Source organism: Aquirufa sp. A-Brett2-W8 (genome assembly GCF_054558755.1).
In genome coordinates, this window is the sequence record NZ_JBPXKS010000006.1 from 124,475 (window position 1) to 144,253 (window position 19,779).

The window sequence follows — 19,779 nt, forward strand, 5'->3', positions numbered from 1 at the left end:
GTCGAATTATCCTTGTCTTTGTTTAAACTTAGGATTCTTCTTGTTGATTACGTAAAGCTTTCCGTGACGACGGATTACTTTGCAATCTGCACTACGTTTCTTGATAGATGCTTTAACTTTCATATTAACTGTATTTATAAAATCAAACCTTTAATTACTTGTATCTGTAAACAATTCTAGCCTTACTTAAATCATAAGGAGACATTTCTAACTTCACCTTATCTCCTGGTAAAATCTTGATGTAGTGCATCCTCATCTTGCCCGAAATATGTGCAATAACTTGGTGCGTATTTTCCAATTCTACCCGAAACATGGCGTTCGAAAGAGCTTCCAAAATAATTCCGTCTACTTCAATCGAGGACTGTTTGGCCATAATTATTAATTTATATATTCAACAATACTGTTGATGTTTTAATCACTTCTTCAATCGGGACAAAAGTCGTCAAAATGATCGGTCCTTCTTTCCCTACCGCTACCGTGTGTTCAAAGTGAGCACTTGGCTTGCGATCTTGTGTTCGGATAGTCCAACCATCCTTGTCAACTGAGATTTGACGCTTCCCTAAGTTAATCATCGGCTCGATCGCAATGACCATACCTTCTTTTAACTTAGCTCCTTCCCCGCGGCGACCATAATTAGGCACCTCTGGGCTTTCGTGAAGCTTTTTACCTACACCGTGACCTACTAGCTCTCTCACTACACCGTAACCAAAAGATTCCGTGTACGATTGAACGGCGAAACCAATGTCGCCTACTCGTTTGCCTGGTGCGGCTTGATTCAAACCTAAATACAAGGACTCTTTCGTCCGTTGTAATAATTTAACTACCTCCTCTGCCACATTTCCTATTGCATAGGTATAAGCGCTGTCAGCATGGTAACCATTCTTATAAACTCCCCCATCTATCGAGATAATATCTCCGTCTTTCAAGAGTAATTCTCCTGGTAAGCCGTGAACCACCACATCATTCACCGAAATACACAAAGAGTATGCATATTTTTGGGCTCCTACTTGGTAATTCAAAAAAGATGGATGCGCTCCATTATCTTTAATATATTCGTAAGCGATTTTATCTAAAGCCAAAGTACTAACTCCCGGCACTATCGCCTTCGCTACTTCCGCATGACACTTCGCTAAAATTTCGCCATTCTCTTGAATGATCGCTAATTCAGCGGGTGTCTTTAAATATATCATCTTAACGGCTAATCATCTCAGAGCGACCTTTCACTCGTCCTGATTGCATTAAACCTTCATACTTACGCATCAACAAATAACTTTCTATTTGTTGCAATGTATCTAATACTACACCTACTAGGATTAAAAGTGATGTTCCTCCAAAGAAGGATGCAAAACCTCTAGTCACGCCAAACAAGTTAGCGACCGCAGGAAGAACCGCAATTAACGATAACATCACTGCTCCGGGTAAAGTAATACGATCTAAAATCGTTGCAATAAAACCGGCTGTTTCTTCACCCGGTTTCACTCCTGGAACAAAACCTCCACCACGCTTCATATCATCAGAGATTTGAGTCGGGTTAATAGAGATCGCCGTGTAAAAGAAAGTGAACACAATGATTAAGAAGGCAAATAATACGTTGTATTGCCAAGTCGTAAAATCACCAAAAGCCGAGGCAACCGAAGAGGCAAACTCTGACTTATCAGCAAACGACTGAGCAACTAAACCCGGAATAAACATAAGCGCCTGAGCAAAGATGATCGGCATTACACCTGAAGCATTTAACTTCAAAGGAATGTATTGACGCTCTCCACCTACAGCTGTTGCTTTGCTTCCCACTACTTGCTTCGCATATTGAACAGGGATACGGCGAACTGCTTGAGTTACCATAATCGCACCCATGACAACAAAGAATAAAGCGATTAGTTCAATGATGAACATCAAAGCACCGCTCATTCCGCGTGAACCTGCTTCTTGTAAAATAGAGGCTGGGAAACGAGAAACGATACCGATCATGATCAACATAGAAATACCGTTACCGATACCTTTATCTGTAATCTTCTCTCCTAACCACATACACAACATCGTACCACCAATTAAGATAGCTACGCCATATAAACGGAAGAACCAAGGATCTACCATGATTGCTTCAGATGGAATCGTTACTTGTAAATAAGTAAACGCTTGCGCAGCCGTTACGAAAATGGTTAAGATACGGGTGATTTGGTTTAACTTCTTACGACCTGACTCACCGTCTTTCTGCATTTTTTGGAAATACGGAAGCGCAATGGTCAATAACTGAATCGCGATAGAAGCAGAAATGTAAGGCATAATACCTAAAGCAAACACCGAAGCATTACTTAAAGCACCGCCTGAAAAGATATTCAACAAACCGAAAAGTCCACCTTCTCCAGCTTGAGATAACTTAGTCGCATCTACACCTGGTAAAGCGACATAAGAACCTAAACGGAAGAAAGCAATGAAAAGAAGTGTATTTATGATACGACTTCTTAACTCATCGATTGAGAAAATATGCTTGAAAGTTGTTATAAACTTGTTCATTCGATTAGAATAGAGGATTAACCTACATTTGCTTTACCACCTGCCGCTTCAATAGCAGCTTTAGCAGCACCTGAGAAACCTTTTACTGTTACGTCTAAAGCAGATGTTACAGATCCACGAGATAAAATCTTCACTAAGTCAGACTTAGATACAAGACCATGCGTGTAAAGTGTTTCAAATGTGATCACCTTAGTTCCGATTGCATCAGCTAATGCTTGCAATGTATCTAAGTTGATTGCTTTGTATTCCACTCGGTTATGGTTCTTAAAACCAAACTTAGGAACACGACGTTGTAATGGCATCTGACCACCTTCAAATCCTCTCTTACGAGAATAACCTGAACGAGATTGAGCACCTTTGTGACCACGAGCTGAAGTTCCACCTAATCCAGAACCTTGACCACGACCAACTCTTTTTCTAACTTTTACCGAGCCTTCAGCAGGCTTTAATGATGATAATTTCATTCTAATTGGGGCTTAGCGCTACTGTTTCCAGTAACTCGCATGTTAATTAAATATTTTCAACTACAATTAAGTGGTTTACGGCGCGAATCATTCCTGCAATCGCTGGATTCAATTCCACCTCAACACTTTTACGGATTTTACCTAATCCTAAAGCTGTGATCGTACGTTTCTGTACTTCCGGGCGCTTAATTGCACTTTTAACTTGAGTAATTTTAACTTTAGACATTGTATGTTCTATTAGAGAGGCTTTCGCGCTCTGATTATCCATTAAATACTTTAGCAATAGAAATTCCACGTTGGAAAGCTACCGTATGTGGAGCTCTCATCTTTACTAATGCATCGATGGTTGCTTTTACTACGTTGTGTGGGTTAGATGATCCTTTAGACTTAGCTAGGACATCATGCACACCTACTGATTCTAACACAGCACGCATCGCACCACCGGCGATCAATCCTGTTCCTGGAGCAGCTGGCTTAATTAAAACGAAACCGCCAGAGAATTTTCCTAATTGTTCGTGAGGAACGGTGTTCTTCAACAAAGGAATTTGGAATAAATTCTTCTTAGCATCTTCGATACCTTTCGTGATAGCATCAGTTACCTCGTTTGCTTTTCCTAAACCGTATCCTACGACACCAGCTCCGTCACCTACGACAACGATCGCTGAGAAACTAAAACGACGACCACCTTTAACTACTTTTGCAACACGGTTGATGGCTACTACTTTCTCCTTCAACTCTCCTTCGTTAACCTTTACTGGTTTTGCTTGTAAATGCGACATATCTATTTCTTAAAATTGTAAGCCACCCTCGCGAGCACCTTCAGCTAATGATTTAATTCTTCCGTGATACAAATAACCGTTACGGTCAAAAACTACCTTCTCAATTCCGGCAGCCTTCGCTTTCGCGGCGATTGCTAAACCTACTGTTTTAGCAGCTTCAATATTGTTATTCACTTTATCTTTCTTGTATGAAGTAGCGGCGAATAAAGTCTTGCCTGCTAAATCATCAACTAATTGCGCATAAACTGCAGAATTAGAACGATATACACTTAAACGCGGACGCTCCGCTGTTCCTGCGATTTTAGCACGAATCGCACGTTTAATGCGGGTTCTGCGTAAATTTTTAATTGTTGCCATTTGTTAACTTGTTTGTGTGGATTTCCGGCCCACGCTTATAATTTATTTTTTACCGCCTGCTTTACCAGCTTTACGACGTACTTGCTCTCCTAAGAAACGAACACCTTTACCTTTGTATGGTTCAACTGGACGTAGAGACTTGATTTTCGCTGCTACCTGACCGATTAATTGCTTATCGATAGACTTCAAAGAAACCAATGGACTCTTACCTTTTTCCATGGCAGTTACGATAGAAACTTCAACAGGAATGGCCATAAAAATCGAGTGAGAATAACCTAAACTCAATTCCAAAATGTTTCCCTGATTTGTGGCCTTGTAACCAACACCGATGATTTCCAAGTCTTTTTGGTAACCTTCACTCACACCCACGACCATGTTATTGATCAATGAACGGTATAATCCATGCATCGCTTTATGACGCTTTTGTTCTGTCGGACGAGCCACAGTTAAAACACCCTCTTCGATGGTAATGATCATATCTTGATCAATTTGTTGTGACAATGATCCTTTAGGACCTTTCACCGACACTAAATTACCAGTACTAACTTCTACAGTAACTCCTGCAGGTATAGTGATAATCTTCTTTCCAATTCTTGACATTAGACTTTAATTATAGCTTAAATTTCGAGATTGCTCCCCTTTCAGCGTGAAACAAAAATTAATATACGTAACAAAGTACTTCTCCACCTATGTGAAGTGTACGTGCTTCCTTATCTGTAATTACTCCTTTAGAAGTAGATAAGATAGCGATACCTAATCCATTCAATACGCGTGGTAACTCTTCAGCACCATTGTATTTACGAAGACCTGGCTTAGAAATACGAGTCAAGTTAACGATAGCAGGTTGCTTCGTTACTGAGTTGTATTTCAACGCAATTTTGATGGTTCCCTGTACGGATGAATCATCGAATTTATAGTTTGAAATGTATCCTTTATCAAAAAGTACTTTCGTAATTTCCTTTTTAATGTTGGAAGCAGGAATTTCAACTACCCTATGGCGTGCCTTCAAGGCATTTCTCAATCGGGTTAAATAATCTGCTATTGGATCTGTCATTGTTTTTAAATTTGCCGCAGGGTTTTCAAATGAGCCTGCAAAATTACAAAAATGAATTTAATTAATCAAATAATATTACCAGCTTGACTTAGTCACACCTGGAATTAAACCGTTAGATGCCATCTCACGGAACGTAACACGGCTAATGCCGAACTTACGCATATATCCACGAGGACGTCCTGTTAATTTACAACGGTTGTGTAAACGGACAGGAGATGCATTTTTTGGAAGTTTATCCAATCCAACGTAATCTCCAGCTGCTTTTAAAGCTGCGCGCTTCACTGCATATTTTGCAACTGCTGCTTCGCGTTTTCTTTCTCTTGCTTTTACTGACTCTTTAGCCATTTTGTAAAAATTTAAAGGTTTTTATGAAAGCCTTACGGGCTACTTATTTTTTTTGATTTGAAAAAGGCATTCCAACCGCTGCTAATAAAGCGTAAGCTTCTTCATCTGTTGCTGCAGACGTCACAAACGTGATGTCCATACCAGAGATCTTACTTACTTTATCGATTGAAATCTCAGGGAAGATAATTTGCTCTTTTACCCCTAATGTATAGTTTCCACGACCATCAAATCCTTTTTCAGAGATTCCTTTAAAGTCACGAACACGTGCTAAAGAAACTGTTGTCAAACGATCTAAGAATTCGTACATACGATCTCCGCGTAAAGTTACTTTCACACCAATAGGCATGTCCTCGCGTAACTTAAAGTTCGAGATGGCTTTCTTAGAGATCGTAGCTACTGCCTTTTGACCAGCGATTTGCGAGATTTCCTCGATAGCGATATCGATTAATTTTTTGTCCGACACTGCGGCTCCCACGCCCTTATTGATTACGATTTTAGTAATCTTAGGTACTTGCATGATAGACTTGTACTGAAACTTTTCTTTTAAGCTTGGTACAATCTCCTTAACAAAACGTTCTTTTAATCTAGGTACTGCCATTGTAGTATATTTTGTGGATTTCCGACCCACGGTTAAGTTCTAATTATGCGATAAATTTACCAGTCGTTTTAGAATAGCGTTGTAATTTACCCTTCTCGTTCATTTTACGACCTGTACGTACCGGCTTTCCATTTTCTACAACCATAAGGTTAGAGATGTGGATTGAACCTTCACGCTTTTCAATTCCTCCTTGAGGATTAGCTGCAGATGGCTTAACGTGCTTTGTTTGCAAATTAGCTCCTTCTACGATCGCACGAGATTTATCAACAATCATTTGTTTGATTACACCTGTTTTTCCTTTCGCATTACCTGCGATAACTTGAACAGTATCTCCTTTTTTAACGTGCAATTTTGCTGGCTTACTTGTATTTTTTTCCATTGTATGATTCTTAAATTGGGTTCACCCAATATTTCATCTAATTATAAAACTTCAGGAGCTAGGGAAACAATTTTCATGAATCCTGCATCACGCAACTCACGCGCAACTGGCCCGAAAATACGAGTTCCTCTCGGCTCGTCATTTGCGTTTAATAAAACGGCTGCGTTATCTTCGAAACGAATGTAAGAACCATCTTTACGACGAATTTCCTTCTTCACACGAACAACTACTGCTCTTGAAACGGTACCTTTCTTCATACTAGAAGAAGATAAAGCCGACTTCACAGAAACGACAATCTTGTCACCAATAGAAGCGTATCTTTTGCCAGTACCGCCTAAAACGCGAATGACTAAAACTTCTTTTGCTCCAGAATTATCCGCTACACCCAATCTTGATTCTTGCTGTAACATACTATTTGATCTTTAAATTTTAAATTTTGTATAACAATATAGAATTACTTCGCTTTAGCGACGATTTCTATTAATCTCCAACACTTATTTTTAGAAAGAGGACGTGTTTCCATTACTTTCACTGTGTCACCGATTCCGCACTCGTTGTTCTCATCGTGTGCCATCAATTTTGTTGTCTTTTGTACGAACTTTCCGTACAATGGGTGTTTTACCTTACGGTCAACGGTTAACGTGATAGACTTGTCCATCTTGTTACTCACCACTTTCCCTACTCTAACTTTTCTTAGATTTCTTTCTTCCATGGTTATTGGATTACTGTTAAACAATTGGCCGATAGCGTATTTGAACCAGCCTATTAAAAATTAATACTTATGCTTTTTTTGCCGCGCTTAGAGCAGTTTCTAACTTCGCGATCAATTTGCGGTTTTGACGAATGCGCATTGGGTTCTCAATCGGTGAAATAGCGTGAGCTAATTTCAAACGAGAGATATTCTCTTGCTCAGCAGTAATCTGCTTTGTTAATTCTTCAACCCCTAATTTTTGTATTTCTGCGTTTTTCATAACAATGTTATTTGGATGTATTAAACTGTGAGTCTAATATCCTATTCTGAATAATCTCTACGAACAACAAACTTTGTACGCATTGGCAACTTCTGTGCTGCTAAACGTAAAGCCTCTTGAGCAACCGCCAAAGGAACTCCTGACGATTCAAACAAGATAGTTCCTGGACGAACATTAGCTACCCAATACTCAGGAGCACCCTTACCCTTACCCATACGAACCTCTGCAGGTTTCTTAGTAATAGGTTTGTCAGGGAAAACACGGATCCAAACTTGTCCTTCACGTTTCATAGCACGGGTTACCGAGATACGAGCTGCTTCAATTTGACGAGCGGTGATACGACCTGGCTCTAAAGATTTAATAGCGAATGATCCAAAATCAATCTCGTGGCCACGGGTTGCAACACCTCTTACGCGACCTTTTTGCTGCTTACGAAATTTCGTTCTTTTTGGTTGTAACATCTTCTTATAAGTCTAATATCTAATTCAAATATATTTTATCGCTTTCCACCACGGCCGCGGTTCGCACCGCCAGCACCTGGCTTATTACGGTCTCCACCTTGATCAGCCGCTCCTTCTGGACGACGACGACCACCGCGGTCATCACCACGTCCACGAGGTCCACGATCACCACCGCGAGAATCCGCTGCAGTTGATTGTAATCCCATGTTCGCATTAGGAGATAAATCTGGTTTACCATAGATTTCACCACGGAATACCCATACTTTGATACCGATCTTTCCGTATACAGTTAAAGCCTCAGAGATCGCGTAATCTACATCCGCACGAAGCGTGTGAAGAGGAATACGACCTTCTTTGTATCCTTCAGAACGTGCCATTTCAGCACCACCTAAACGACCTGATAACTTTAATTTAATTCCTTGAGCACCTACACGCATCGCTGATGCGATTGCTTGCTTCATAGCACGACGGAATGAAATACGAGCTTGTAATTGTTGAGCGATAGCTTCACCGATTAATTTCGCATCGATTTCTGGACGCTTAATCTCAAAGATGTTGATTTGAACATCCTTACCAGTGATTTTCTTTAACTCTTCTTTAAGTTTATCTACCTCTGCACCTTGCTTACCAATAACGACACCAGCACGAGCTGTATTAATCGTTAATGTGATCCGCTTTAACGTGCGCTCAATGATAACTTTTGAGATAGATCCTTTAGGAATACGAGCGGCTACGTACTTTCTGATTTTCTCGTCTTCGACAAGCTTATCAGCGAAAGTCTTTCCTCCGTACCAATTAGAATCCCAACCTCTCACGATACCTAATCTTAATCCAATAGGGTTAATTTTTTGTCCCATTTCTAGTTTTATCTAATAGTCTATTATTCTGCTGTAGTTTCTGCCAAAATAGGTGCCTCAGAAGACGCAACTACAATGGTAATGTGATTCGAACGCTTCAAGATGCGGTGACCTCTTCCTTGCGGAGCAGGACGTAAACGCTTAATCGAAGCACCACCATCAACGAAGATCGTCTTGATAAACAAGTCCGCTTCCTCGATTTTAGCATCGACATGCTTGTTTTGCCAGTTAGAAACCGCAGAGAGTAATAATTTCTCTATCGATGCAGCACCAACTTTGGGCTCAAATTTTAAGATACCCAATGCTTTGGATACTTTCTGTCCACGTACCATGTCTGCGACAATACGCATTTTCTGCGGCGACGTAGGGACATTTCTTAATTTAGCAATTGCTTCCATTTTCAATATTGATTAAGACCCGAGAGTCTATCTATTTACCTTTTACCTTTGTCTTTTTTCGCCACGTGACCACGGAAGTTACGTGTGGGAGAGAACTCCCCTAATTTGTGACCTACCATATTCTCCGTTGCAAAAACTGGAATGAATTTATTCCCGTTGTGAACTGCGAATGTGTGACCTACGAAATCTGGAGAGATCATTGAACGTCTAGACCATGTTTTGATCACGGATTTTTTTCCGGATTCATTCATAGCCTGAACCTTGTTATCAAGGCGGTAATCAATGTAAGGACCTTTTTTTAGTGAACGTGCCATCTAACTATTTTTTTCTTCTACTGATGATAAGACGATTTGTGTTTTTCTTTGGATTACGAGTTTTCTTACCCTTAGCCAATAAACCGTTACGAGAACGTGGGTGACCTCCTGAAGAGCGACCCTCACCACCACCCATCGGGTGATCGACTGGGTTCATTACAACACCACGAACACGTGGACGACGACCTAACCAACGGTGACGTCCTGCTTTACCTAAGTTAACATTCATGTGATCCGAGTTAGATACTGTTCCAATTGTCGCAAGACAACGAGCTAATACCATACGCATCTCACCTGAAGGTAATTTCAAGGTTGCATATTTTCCATCACGTGCTAACAATTGAGCGTACGTACCAGCAGAACGAGCCATTTCAGCTCCTTTACCAGGTTGTAATTCGATTGCGTGCACTAATGTACCTAATGGGATGTTTGCCAAAGGCAATGCATTACCCACCTCTGGAGATACTTTCTCTCCTGAGATAACTGTTTGGCCCACTTGGATACCAGCTGGTGCCAAAATATATGTTTTCTGACCGTCCGAATACTCAATAAGAGCAATACGAGAAGTCCGGTTAGGATCATACTCTACTGTCAATACCGTTGCTGGAACGTCAAATTTCAAACGAGCGAAATCAATCACACGGTAACGACGCTTGTGACCACCACCAATGTAACGCATTGAGCGACGACCATCCGCGTTTCTACCACCCGTTCTTTTGATCGGTTCTAGTAAAGGCTTGTACGGTTTGTCCGTAGTAATCTCCTCGAACGTCGGCGCGATGCGGTGACGTTGTCCTGGAGTTGTTGGTTTAATTTTTTTAATTGCTGCCATTTAATTAGTTCAATTTATCGGGATGAACCCCCTTAGTTATTTTAATTAGATTCCTTGGTAGAAGTCAATTACTTCACCTGGAGCTACTGTTACAATTGCTTTCTTGATCGTAGAAGTACGTCCAGAAGTGACTTTCGTACGTGTACTCTTGGATTTTACTTTTCCAATTTGACGCATTGTTCTCACATCTTGAACATCAACACCGTACATCTTCTTCACCTCTTTGGCAATTTCGATTTTGTTTGCTGTCAATTCAACCACAAACGTGTATTGGCCTTTCTCTTGCATGGCTTGCGACTTTTCAGTCAAGGCCGGACGTTTAATAATGCCCATTTTTATTTTCGTTTATAACAGAAAATCTTCTGTCAATTAGTTACTGAATGATGACTCAATTTTTTCAATCGCTGCAGTTGTAATTAACAACTTACCTGCGTTCACTAAATCGTATGTGTTCACATCGCCTGCGGTTGTTACCTTCGTCTTAGGAACATTACGACCAGATAAAACAACATTTTTGTCTACATCTTGTGTAATCAATAATGTTCTTATGTTATCTAATTGAAGCGCTTTCAACATCGCTAAATAAGCTTTCGTTTGTGGCGTTGCGAATGAAACTGAATCTAAGATCGCGATATCTCCACTTTGTGCTTTAGCAGCTAGAGCTGATTGGCGAGCCAATATTTTCACTTTCTTGTTCAATTTGAAGTGGTAATCACGTGGGCGTGGTCCAAAAATACGTCCACCACCTTTCATTAAAGGAGATTTAGCTGAACCTGCACGAGCACCACCCGTACCTTTTTGTTTCTTAATCTTACGAGTCGAGCGAGAAACTTCTGCACGCTCTTTCGCTTTGTGAGTTCCTTGACGTTGGTTAGCTAAATATTGCTTCACATCTAAGTAAACCACATGCTCGTTAGGAACGATACCAAAGATTTCATCCGAAAGAGTAATCTTCTTTCCGGTATCTTTTCCTGCTATGTTATATACTGATAATTCCATGTTTCAGAATGTCTATTGTTTAGGCTAGGCCCAATTTCTAATTTTCAATGATTACGTATGAGTTCTTAGCTCCTGGTACTGATCCAGAAACTACTAACAAGTTTTTCTCCGGATAGATTCTCAAAACTTGTAAGTTTTGAACCTTTACACGATTACCACCCGTACGACCCGCCATGCGTAAACCTTTGAATACACGACCTGGGAATGAACACGCACCAATTGAACCTGGGTGACGACCACGATTATGCTGACCGTGAGTTTGACCACCCACACCAGAAAATCCGTGACGCTTAACAACACCCTGGAAACCTTTACCTTTAGAAGTACCCACTACGTCAACGTAAGTGTCTAATTCTAACATTTCTACCGTTAAAACATCCCCTAATGCTAGTGGTTGCTCAAACGTGCGAAATTCTACCAATTTTTTCTTGGGAGTTGTATTTGCTTTCTTGAAGTGACCCAACAAAGATTTTGTTGTGTGCTTTTCTTTTTTCTCACCGTAGCCGATTTGAATAGCGTTATAGCCTTCTTTCTCTACAGTTTTCACTTGTGTAACCACACAAGGACCGGCTTCAATTAGCGTACAAGGAACGGCTTTACCGTCTTCCATGTATAGGCTAGTCATTCCGACTTTTTTACCAATAATTCCTGACATAATATGTTAATATTTAAAATATAAATACGCTTACAAGGCTAACGTGGCTTGTTGTAAGACTTTTATTCAAAATCATCGTTCTACTGAACGTGATATAGGAACCTAAACAATAAATACTGCAGAATTGGTATAAGGCGACAAGATGGACCCACTGTGAATAACAGGGAGAAAACACCTTGTGTAGCTTAATATTTAATCGATGGGCTGGGCATTCAACGGTCATCAATCAATACCAGTTCTAACACAAAAATCAAGCTTTCCTCGATTTAAGACCTGTTTGACATGCATTTTATGTGTTTTAAATAAATTCGGGAAGTTCTGCCAACCTCTCTCTGAATAAAAAACTGCGTTTGTCGAACGGGAGTGCAAAGGTAAGAAGAAATATATTACAAACAAGAGGGTGGGTAAAAATATTTATAATTCAGGGAATTAGTAGACAGTATCTAGTGGTCAGTAATCAGTAGACGGTAAATGGTGAATGGTAAATGGTGAATGACCCCTAAGAACGGCCTACTGACTACTGTCTACTGGATACTGACTACTGGATACTGACTACTGACTACTGTCTACTGTTAAAATTTATCACTCCCATAATATACATCCCGCTAAGCCTATCTACCTTAGTAGAAACATTTCCTTACATGAAAAAACTACTGACTCTTTTTGCCTTTACTCTATTATATACTACTTCCGCGCAGGCACAACAAATTCTGGAGGTTCCGGGATTAAACGAATTTGCTAAGATTGATACGAACGGACATTCGGTTCTTCCGAGTGGACGCTATGTGACGCCGGCGGGGAAAACGATTCGTATAACAGATGATCCTTTTGGCTTATCAATTAGTCCGGATAAGAAATGGGCGGTCACGATTCATAATGCGGCGTTTACGCGGGTGGATTTGATGAGCAATACCTCGAAGCGTTTCCCGGATTTTGGGACATCTGATAAAGTTTCTCCGTATGGAAAGAGTTCCTTCTTAGGGATAGTATTTGCGTCTGATAGCCAAAGCTTTTATTTAAGTGGTGGGGATGCCGGAAATGTACTTCAAGTGGATATTTTAACGGGTAAGGTAATAAGAACTATTTCGCTGGATGGAAAAATTGGCGAAAAAACGTTCAATGACAGTTTTGCGTCGGATATGGCAATTTTGGCTGAAAAGAATGAGTTGTTTGTGCTGGATCAGGCGAATTACCGGATGGTGCGTATTGATTTGAGTACGGGAACGCTGAAGTCGAGCACGGGGACAGGGCGCCTGCCTTTTGGCATAACTTTAAGTCCAGATCATCAATATGCTTTCGTAGCGAATGTGGGCATGTATGCGTATCCCATCGTAGAGGGAACGACGCCAGAGAATATTCAATCGCAGTATATTCCCTACCATCCTTTTGGAAATGATACGAAAGAATCGCGCGAGGGTACAATTATAGATGGTAAAAAAATTCCGGGATTAGGGGATCCGCGGGCAGATGAGGCGATGAGTGTATTTCAAATCGATTTACAAACAAATCAAACCGTCAAAGTATATAAACCTGGTTTTCAATTAGGTGAGATGGTAGAAGAAATGGAAGTGGTGGGTGGTTCTAGCCCAAATTCCATCGCGGTGGGTTCGCAATTTGTTTATGTGAGCAATGCGACGAACGATAACATTGCGGTCATCGATTATAAAACCAAAAAAATCAAGGCACATATTCCCATTCAGTTTTCTGCTTTATTAGATAAGCGCCGGGGGTATTTACCTTTTGGCCTTGCCTTAAGTAAGGATGAGAAAAAATTATATGTCACACTTTTAGGATTGAATGCGGTGGCGGTAATTGATGTAGCATCCCAAAAAACGATCGGATTTATTCCTACCGGTTGGGGGCCTACGCGGGTGAAATTATCAGCAGACGAAAAGATGCTCTATGTAACATCTTGCCGCGGGTATGGTGCTGGGCCCAATGGCGGCGCTGGATACAAGGCGCCTAAACAAGGAACCTATATCGGAGATGTTCAATTAGGCACTTTCCAAGCGATTCCAATGCCATCTGCGACAGGTTTAGCTCAGTTAACAACCCAAGTTAAAAATAACACGTTCGTGGTGAAGGACGGCTCTTCAAGAGGCAACAAAACCTTCTCGATTGCGAAACCGGGTCAATCCCCTATTAAACATATCGTTTACATCACAAAAGAGAATAGAACGTATGATGAGTTTTTTGGCCAGTTTAAAGGGGCTAATGGCGATTCAACGATTGCAAAATATGGTCTAAACAGGACGGTTTACGAAAAAGGTAAAACCTTTAAAAACGTAGATGTAACACCGAATCACCACCAGATTGCGAAAGCCTTCTCTATGAGCGATAACTTCTATTGTGATAGTGATGCCTCGATTCACGGCCACCACTGGATGATGGGGGTGATTCCAAATGAGTGGGTGGAGACAAATTCGAGCGTAAGTAAGACGGCTAACTACTTCTCAGAAGCTGCGGGTCGTCGATTCCCAGGTTCTACGGGAAGTATGGATCCGGAGGATTATGCAGAAATCGGTGGAATTTGGGAGGCTTTAGAGCGCAAGAATATCCCTTTTTATAATTTTGGGGAAGCAAATGAAACGGGGCACGTCCGTGAATCCTGGTCAGATACCTTAACGGGTGCCGGTCACATCGTGATGGTGCCGATGCAAAAAGCCTTATTCAAAAATACCAGCCATAATTATGCTGGATTTAACACTAGTATTCCGGATCAATTCAGAGTTGAACAATTCGAAACAGAATTTACGGAGAAGTGGATAAAGGGGAAAGAGAAAATGCCGGCTTTAGTGACAATTCAATTACCTAATGACCACGGCGGGGATTTGGATTCCACGGCGGGGTTTCCGTATCGCTCCTCTTTTATGGCCGATAATGATTTAGCCTTAGGTCGCATGTTACAATTCTTGTCGCACACGCCGTATTGGAAAAATATGTTAGTGATTGTTACGGAAGATGATCCGCAAGGGGGCGTCGATCACATCGATGCGCACCGGAGTATTTTGATGATGGCCGGGCCCTATGTGAAACGGGATTATGTGTCGCATCGCCACGCGAATTTTGGATCGATTTTGCGCGTGATTTATACGCTTTTAGGTGTTCCTGCCGTGAATAATTACGATCAAACGGCGAGTATCTTAGATGACTTCTTTACGGATACGCCTAACTTCAAGCCTTACCAGTTTAGCTTCCCGGATAAACGGATCTTCGATGCGGATAAGACGATGATTCGCTACAATCGCACGATTGATTGGCGTAAAATCAAGAAGACGGTTGAAATGGATAATGAAGAGGACCAAAGAAAAAACCATTAATTACCAGGCATAGGCCGCTTGGACATGTAGGCTGCGGCCCATGCCATCGATGCCAGAACCGTGCATGCGGTAGCGCACATTACCTAAATTTTCGCCCTGTATTCCTAGTTGAATGCCGGGCGTTACTTTATAGGATGCTTGTAGTCGGAGAATTCCCCATCCCGCCGTTCCTAACGGACTCATACGGTTATCGGATTTATCACCGGCACTAAGGCGGTCTTGGCGGTCCGCAAATAGCCAAACCAGTCCAATACTTCCTTTCGTTGCAGTGTAAGTTAAGGACGCGTGTCCGTGAAGTGGGGGAATGCGGCGCATGGGTTCTTTTTGGCTACTATTATCCCCTAACGTATACGAAAGGCCGTTCTCCCACATCAAGTGATCCGAAAGTCGAAGTGTTTGCGACCACTCAAATCCCATCAAATAGGCCTGATCCACATTCTCTTTTTTGTACACAGAATAGCCTTGAATCACTTCAGCCGTCTTCAGGCGGCTGATTAAATTTGTCAGCTGTGTATGAAACACCACTACTTCTGATTTCCACCGAGGCGTATTAAAACGAATACCCACTTGCTTATTTAGCGAATATTCCGGCTTCAGTGCATCAGCAGGCAATTCATAACGAAAATCCACTACGCCTAAGCTTCCCAAATCATCTAAATTAGGGGATCTAAATCCGGTGGAGATTCCCGCGAATACGGTCGTTCTTTCGCTGAGTAAATAGGCCGCCCCCAAATCATAAACCAAAGCACCGATAGATAAATTCGCATTCCCCACCGTCGTATCAGGCAAGGCAGCGATCGCGTGCTGGTAACGTAACCCTGCCTGTAATTGCCAGGATTTTAAAGCGAGTTGATGTAAAGTAAAGGCTGAAAATGTGCCATATCGTGATTGATCTGGATATAATCCGCGCAGAGAAACCTGCTTAGCCCCCGTCATATCTTTTCGACTACTACCTACTTGATCTTGGTAAAATTCTAACCCGGTAGTGGAACTTAGTTCCTCTGTCCAGTTACTTTTAGCTTGGGCTACAAATCCCCAGGTCTGAACAAGATCGCCTTCTTCGCGGCGTGTTGCACTTCCCTTTTTCTGCAAGGTGCGATTTTCCAAACTCTGCTGATAGGACGCCGTCAAATCCACTTGCTTTAACCAAGGCTTCGAACCGGAATAAGATAAACGGCCCAAAGCTCTGCGATAGGATTGCAATGTCATCTCATTGACGGCAAAATTTTCAAGGCTTACCTTGTGATAAACCGGCACATGATCTTGCTGATTCTGCTGAATTATATTTTCGAAGATCCAGTTCGAGCCTAGTTTTTGGCGAAATTGAAAAAGTAGATTTTGTTCGTCATAACCTGTCGGTCGCTGGAATTCACCATCGCCTCCACGGGTTATATCCCCAAATGATTTCATTCCCGCATGGACGGAAAAAGCTGTATTTGCCGACTGATACTGCACTTTACCAAGGCCGCTTGTCTCCATTCCCTGCGAAGTCCATCGACCTAAAATTTCCCCATGAAGGGCGGTAGTTGATGCAAATTCAGGTTTTTCCGTGAATAGCTGAACTGCACCAGTTAAGGCATCGGAGCCATATTGAACGGAGCCGGAGCCCTTTACAATTTCAACTGCGCTTAAATTAAAGGGGTCTATCGTATTCAGGTATTGATTAGGGCCATAGCGAAAGGTGGAATTATTGAATCGAATGCCATCTAAGACCAAAAGGGTTTGGTTTCCGGTTAAACCGCGTACAAAAACAGAACCTCCTCCTTGATTCGTGCGTTGCACAAAGACTCCGGTAGATTGCTGAAAGAACTCCGGGGTATTCATTAGCTGCTGATTCGCCACCTTTCTTTTTGAAATGGCGAGTGGAGCGCGCTGTATAGCCACGGGTTGTCTGCTAGCGCTAACTACTACATTTACTAAAGTGTCCGAAAGGCCTGAAAACGCCAATCGGACACCTAAAACTCCTACTATAAGTAAATTCATTCTTAATCGATCTCTGTTGTGGCTAAAATCGCGGCTCTTCTAGGAGCTGGCATTACCGAATCTTCTCCTTTTACGGCTTTCCAAATCACTTCGCTAAACTCTAAATCCGGGACCGAATCCTCCTTTTTGAAATCAAACTTAGCACTTTTTTGAGCGCTTGGTGTATTTTTCACATTTAATTCGAATAAATTCGTGCGAGGTAATTCATGAATAAATGGAGTCAAATTAGGCGTCGCAGAGAAGCTACGAAACATCGGAGTGGCAGCCGCATCATATTGACTCATTGGAGGCAAGCCTAAAATTAATTCGATCGTACGTAACATCGACGAAGTCGAATAAGGCGTGTGATCCACGAATCCACGTTTCACAAATCCACCAGCCACATAAGCAGTGGTGCGGTGTGCGTCTACGTGGTCGGGACCGTTTTGGGCATCATCTTCTACGATGAAAACCACCGTCTCTTTCCAAATTGGAGATTTAGATAAATGCTCGATAAATAAACCGATGGCATAATCATTATCCGCTACATACGCGAAAGGGGTCTTCTTGCCTAAACGCTGACCTTCTGTATGGTCATTAGGAAATTGCATGGAATTAAAACGAGGCACCTCATTTTTTGCTAACAAACGATCAAAGTCTCTTTTCCAAGCCTGGAAACGAGTCGTATCCATCACATCTTGATTAAACGATGAATAATCTGGACAAAAATGATCAGCAATGGCTGGAATATTGGGTTTAAAATCGGTGGCAAATTCGCCATAGGTACGGTATGAAATCCCTGCTCTTTTAGCGTAATCCCAAATAAATCCATTCTTAGGATTCGCAATGGCGCGGTTACCCTCGCCGTCGTAATTACCACCACGTCCACCGTAGGAAGTAGGCCAGGTTTTCTCTAAATAATCCGTCGCATGTGCCGAAGTAGACCAGTTATGTCCATCCGAACTCACTTCGCCATCTACATAGAAATTATCTAACAAGACGAAATCCTTCACCAGTTTGTGTTGATTAGGAGTATATTTTTCACCAAACAACAATAATGTCGTATCGCCATTTCCGCCAGCTACATCAGATAATACTTGGTCATACGTACGGTTCTCCTTTAAAATATAGTATACATATTTAATAGGAGACGCATCCCCTACTTTCATTGGGATTGGATTACCTTTCTCCCCTGCTGCGTTCATTTCGATCTCCTTCGTATACGGCGTGTTTTTATAAACAGCCTCAGAAAGTATCGCTAATTCTTGCGTGCTAGGTTCTTTGAAAACCGACATCGTCCCCTTCATTAAACCACCAATATATTCACTAGGCGCAGTCGCTGTGTTATCCGATTTCTGATAGTTAACCGTTTGTTTTTTAGCGATCGGATTCGGTCCCTTGGGATTAGCGAAAGAAGAGAATCCTTTTCCATTCGCCACATATAATTTTCCTTTGACTACTTTCAAAGACGTCGGATACCAGCCCACTGGGATGAAACCTAAAGACTTCGATTGACCTGGTTTTTCTACTTCAAAAACCGCTAAACAGTTATTATCTGCATTCGCTATGTACAATCTTTCTTCATCTACAGATAAGGCCAAACCGTTCGTTGAACTGCCTTCCAATGCATTAGGAACTAAAGCTGCATTTAAAACTTCGATCTCTTTTCCTGCGCGCAAATCTACCACCGAAACAGAATTATCATTAGCGTTTGCTACATACATGATGTTGCCCATTTTCGTCAATACCATCTCGTTCGGATGATCACCCACGGCAATGGCTGGCAAGAATTTTTTCGAGGAAATTTGAAAAGGAAGAATCTGACGCGCTCCCCAAACCGAGATATACAATATCTCCTTCTTCTTGTCTAACAAACAAGTAAAAGCCTCCGCTGGTAGTGCGTGAACAGAGAGAACCTCTTTTTTCGCTACATCGACCACATAAAGAGAATTATTTTCCTTCGTTACTACATATAATAAGCCTGATGCGTCATCATATTCGATACCCGCTGGAGAAATGACTGCCTTTTTTTCTTCTGTTAACAGAATTTTATCTTTCTGCACCAGCTTACCTGCGGTAATTTCAAATACCAAAATACAATTATCATTTCCACCAGAAACAAAAACCGTTTTATTATCTGCCGCAACTTTTAAACCATACCATGACTTAGGTAATTCCTTGGAATCCAAAAGCTTGCTTGATGCAGCATCAATCAACTGTAAGCTTTGTACGCTTTGGCCATTATTCGTAACTAACAAGTAGCGTTGATCAGGTGAAACCACCACATTTAAGGGTAAATCTCCTAAAGCGATAGAAGAACCGTGTGGAGATAATTTCCAACCGTTCGGAAGCGTAACTCGCTTCGCTGTTAGTTGTGATTTTAAATCTGATTGAGCCCATCCTGCGATAGAAATACTCAATAATAGAAGCAATAGGCGTGTTGATTTCATGTTTTTTTATTTGAAGGAAAATTACAGTAAAGACCTGAGTAACTTGTCCCGTACAGGTTAGATTTTACAA

At 41.5% G+C, this 19,779-nt stretch carries 27 protein-coding genes; 1 reads left to right on the forward strand and 26 read right to left on the reverse strand.

Features of this window, described 5'->3' with window-relative positions:
* Positions 1-6: 6 nt before the first annotated feature.
* From ykgO to rplC, 24 genes are all read right to left on the reverse strand, one after another.
* The gene (gene ykgO / locus ACST13_RS06930; protein WP_130895424.1) at positions 7-123 is read right to left on the reverse strand and encodes a type B 50S ribosomal protein L36; all 117 of its coding nucleotides are present in this window, start codon (positions 121-123) and stop codon (positions 7-9) included.
* Between the two features lie 31 nt (positions 124-154).
* A complete protein-coding gene (infA, locus tag ACST13_RS06935) occupies positions 155-373 on the reverse strand; it encodes a translation initiation factor IF-1 (RefSeq protein ID WP_127803117.1) in 219 nt (72 codons plus the stop codon).
* Positions 374-383: 10 nt separating this feature from the next.
* Positions 384-1,190 (reverse strand): type I methionyl aminopeptidase, encoded by an 807-nt coding sequence (map, locus tag ACST13_RS06940; protein WP_459522480.1) that lies wholly within the window; start codon positions 1,188-1,190, stop codon positions 384-386.
* 1 nt (position 1,191) lies between these two features.
* The gene (gene secY, locus ACST13_RS06945; RefSeq protein ID WP_459522481.1) at positions 1,192-2,514 is read right to left on the reverse strand and encodes a preprotein translocase subunit SecY; all 1,323 of its coding nucleotides are present in this window, start codon (positions 2,512-2,514) and stop codon (positions 1,192-1,194) included.
* A gap of 17 nt (positions 2,515-2,531) precedes the next feature.
* Complete coding sequence (gene rplO, locus ACST13_RS06950; protein ID WP_459522482.1) at positions 2,532-2,978, reverse strand: 50S ribosomal protein L15; 447 nt, start codon at positions 2,976-2,978, stop codon at positions 2,532-2,534.
* 46 nt (positions 2,979-3,024) lie between these two features.
* Positions 3,025-3,204 (reverse strand): 50S ribosomal protein L30, encoded by a 180-nt coding sequence (gene rpmD, locus ACST13_RS06955; protein WP_236633164.1) that lies wholly within the window; start codon positions 3,202-3,204, stop codon positions 3,025-3,027.
* Between the two features lie 34 nt (positions 3,205-3,238).
* Complete coding sequence (rpsE, locus tag ACST13_RS06960) at positions 3,239-3,757, reverse strand: 30S ribosomal protein S5 (protein ID WP_459463247.1); 519 nt, start codon at positions 3,755-3,757, stop codon at positions 3,239-3,241.
* Between the two features lie 9 nt (positions 3,758-3,766).
* The gene (rplR, locus tag ACST13_RS06965; RefSeq protein ID WP_459522483.1) at positions 3,767-4,114 is read right to left on the reverse strand and encodes a 50S ribosomal protein L18; all 348 of its coding nucleotides are present in this window, start codon (positions 4,112-4,114) and stop codon (positions 3,767-3,769) included.
* Positions 4,115-4,156: 42 nt separating this feature from the next.
* Entirely contained in the window at positions 4,157-4,714 is a 558-nt protein-coding gene (rplF, locus tag ACST13_RS06970; protein ID WP_459522484.1) for a 50S ribosomal protein L6, read from the reverse strand.
* Positions 4,715-4,772: 58 nt separating this feature from the next.
* Entirely contained in the window at positions 4,773-5,168 is a 396-nt protein-coding gene (gene rpsH, locus ACST13_RS06975) for a 30S ribosomal protein S8 (RefSeq protein WP_459522485.1), read from the reverse strand.
* Between the two features lie 75 nt (positions 5,169-5,243).
* Positions 5,244-5,513, reverse strand: coding sequence for a 30S ribosomal protein S14 (rpsN, locus tag ACST13_RS06980; protein ID WP_130895433.1), 270 nt, complete (start codon positions 5,511-5,513; stop codon positions 5,244-5,246).
* Positions 5,514-5,556: 43 nt separating this feature from the next.
* Complete coding sequence (gene rplE, locus ACST13_RS06985) at positions 5,557-6,111, reverse strand: 50S ribosomal protein L5 (RefSeq protein WP_459522486.1); 555 nt, start codon at positions 6,109-6,111, stop codon at positions 5,557-5,559.
* A gap of 43 nt (positions 6,112-6,154) precedes the next feature.
* The gene (gene rplX / locus ACST13_RS06990; protein ID WP_459522487.1) at positions 6,155-6,490 is read right to left on the reverse strand and encodes a 50S ribosomal protein L24; all 336 of its coding nucleotides are present in this window, start codon (positions 6,488-6,490) and stop codon (positions 6,155-6,157) included.
* A 41-nt stretch (positions 6,491-6,531) separates the two neighbouring features.
* The gene (gene rplN, locus ACST13_RS06995) at positions 6,532-6,900 is read right to left on the reverse strand and encodes a 50S ribosomal protein L14 (protein ID WP_377978501.1); all 369 of its coding nucleotides are present in this window, start codon (positions 6,898-6,900) and stop codon (positions 6,532-6,534) included.
* Between the two features lie 44 nt (positions 6,901-6,944).
* Positions 6,945-7,202: a 30S ribosomal protein S17 gene (gene rpsQ, locus ACST13_RS07000; protein WP_459522488.1), complete on the reverse strand. Its 258-nt coding sequence runs from the start codon at positions 7,200-7,202 to the stop codon at positions 6,945-6,947.
* A gap of 67 nt (positions 7,203-7,269) precedes the next feature.
* Positions 7,270-7,461, reverse strand: a complete 192-nt coding sequence (gene rpmC / locus ACST13_RS07005) for a 50S ribosomal protein L29 (protein ID WP_459463237.1) — start codon at positions 7,459-7,461, stop codon at positions 7,270-7,272.
* A 41-nt stretch (positions 7,462-7,502) separates the two neighbouring features.
* Positions 7,503-7,922 (reverse strand): 50S ribosomal protein L16, encoded by a 420-nt coding sequence (rplP, locus tag ACST13_RS07010; protein ID WP_130895439.1) that lies wholly within the window; start codon positions 7,920-7,922, stop codon positions 7,503-7,505.
* Between the two features lie 35 nt (positions 7,923-7,957).
* Entirely contained in the window at positions 7,958-8,779 is an 822-nt protein-coding gene (gene rpsC / locus ACST13_RS07015; protein ID WP_459522489.1) for a 30S ribosomal protein S3, read from the reverse strand.
* 23 nt (positions 8,780-8,802) lie between these two features.
* Positions 8,803-9,177, reverse strand: coding sequence for a 50S ribosomal protein L22 (rplV, locus tag ACST13_RS07020; RefSeq protein ID WP_459522490.1), 375 nt, complete (start codon positions 9,175-9,177; stop codon positions 8,803-8,805).
* A gap of 35 nt (positions 9,178-9,212) precedes the next feature.
* On the reverse strand, positions 9,213-9,491 hold the full coding sequence (gene rpsS / locus ACST13_RS07025) for a 30S ribosomal protein S19 (protein ID WP_130895442.1): 279 nt from the start codon (positions 9,489-9,491) through the stop codon (positions 9,213-9,215).
* 4 nt (positions 9,492-9,495) lie between these two features.
* On the reverse strand, positions 9,496-10,323 hold the full coding sequence (gene rplB / locus ACST13_RS07030) for a 50S ribosomal protein L2 (RefSeq protein WP_459463231.1): 828 nt from the start codon (positions 10,321-10,323) through the stop codon (positions 9,496-9,498).
* Between the two features lie 45 nt (positions 10,324-10,368).
* On the reverse strand, positions 10,369-10,656 hold the full coding sequence (gene rplW, locus ACST13_RS07035; protein WP_223131599.1) for a 50S ribosomal protein L23: 288 nt from the start codon (positions 10,654-10,656) through the stop codon (positions 10,369-10,371).
* Between the two features lie 36 nt (positions 10,657-10,692).
* Positions 10,693-11,322 (reverse strand): 50S ribosomal protein L4, encoded by a 630-nt coding sequence (gene rplD / locus ACST13_RS07040; RefSeq protein ID WP_459522491.1) that lies wholly within the window; start codon positions 11,320-11,322, stop codon positions 10,693-10,695.
* 37 nt (positions 11,323-11,359) lie between these two features.
* The gene (rplC, locus tag ACST13_RS07045) at positions 11,360-11,977 is read right to left on the reverse strand and encodes a 50S ribosomal protein L3 (RefSeq protein WP_459463227.1); all 618 of its coding nucleotides are present in this window, start codon (positions 11,975-11,977) and stop codon (positions 11,360-11,362) included.
* A 641-nt stretch (positions 11,978-12,618) separates the two neighbouring features.
* Between rplC and ACST13_RS07050 the strand changes: the two genes are divergently transcribed.
* A complete protein-coding gene (locus ACST13_RS07050) occupies positions 12,619-15,297 on the forward strand; it encodes a bifunctional YncE family protein/alkaline phosphatase family protein (RefSeq protein WP_459522492.1) in 2,679 nt (892 codons plus the stop codon).
* Here ACST13_RS07050 and ACST13_RS07055 read toward each other — a convergent pair whose 3' ends face one another.
* Together ACST13_RS07055 and ACST13_RS07060 are read right to left on the reverse strand one after the other, a co-directional pair.
* The gene (locus ACST13_RS07055) at positions 15,298-17,280 is read right to left on the reverse strand and encodes a TonB-dependent receptor plug domain-containing protein (protein ID WP_459522493.1); all 1,983 of its coding nucleotides are present in this window, start codon (positions 17,278-17,280) and stop codon (positions 15,298-15,300) included. It abuts the gene before it with no gap.
* 2 nt (positions 17,281-17,282) lie between these two features.
* Entirely contained in the window at positions 17,283-19,709 is a 2,427-nt protein-coding gene (locus ACST13_RS07060; RefSeq protein WP_459522494.1) for a bifunctional YncE family protein/alkaline phosphatase family protein, read from the reverse strand.
* Positions 19,710-19,779: the final 70 nt, after the last annotated feature.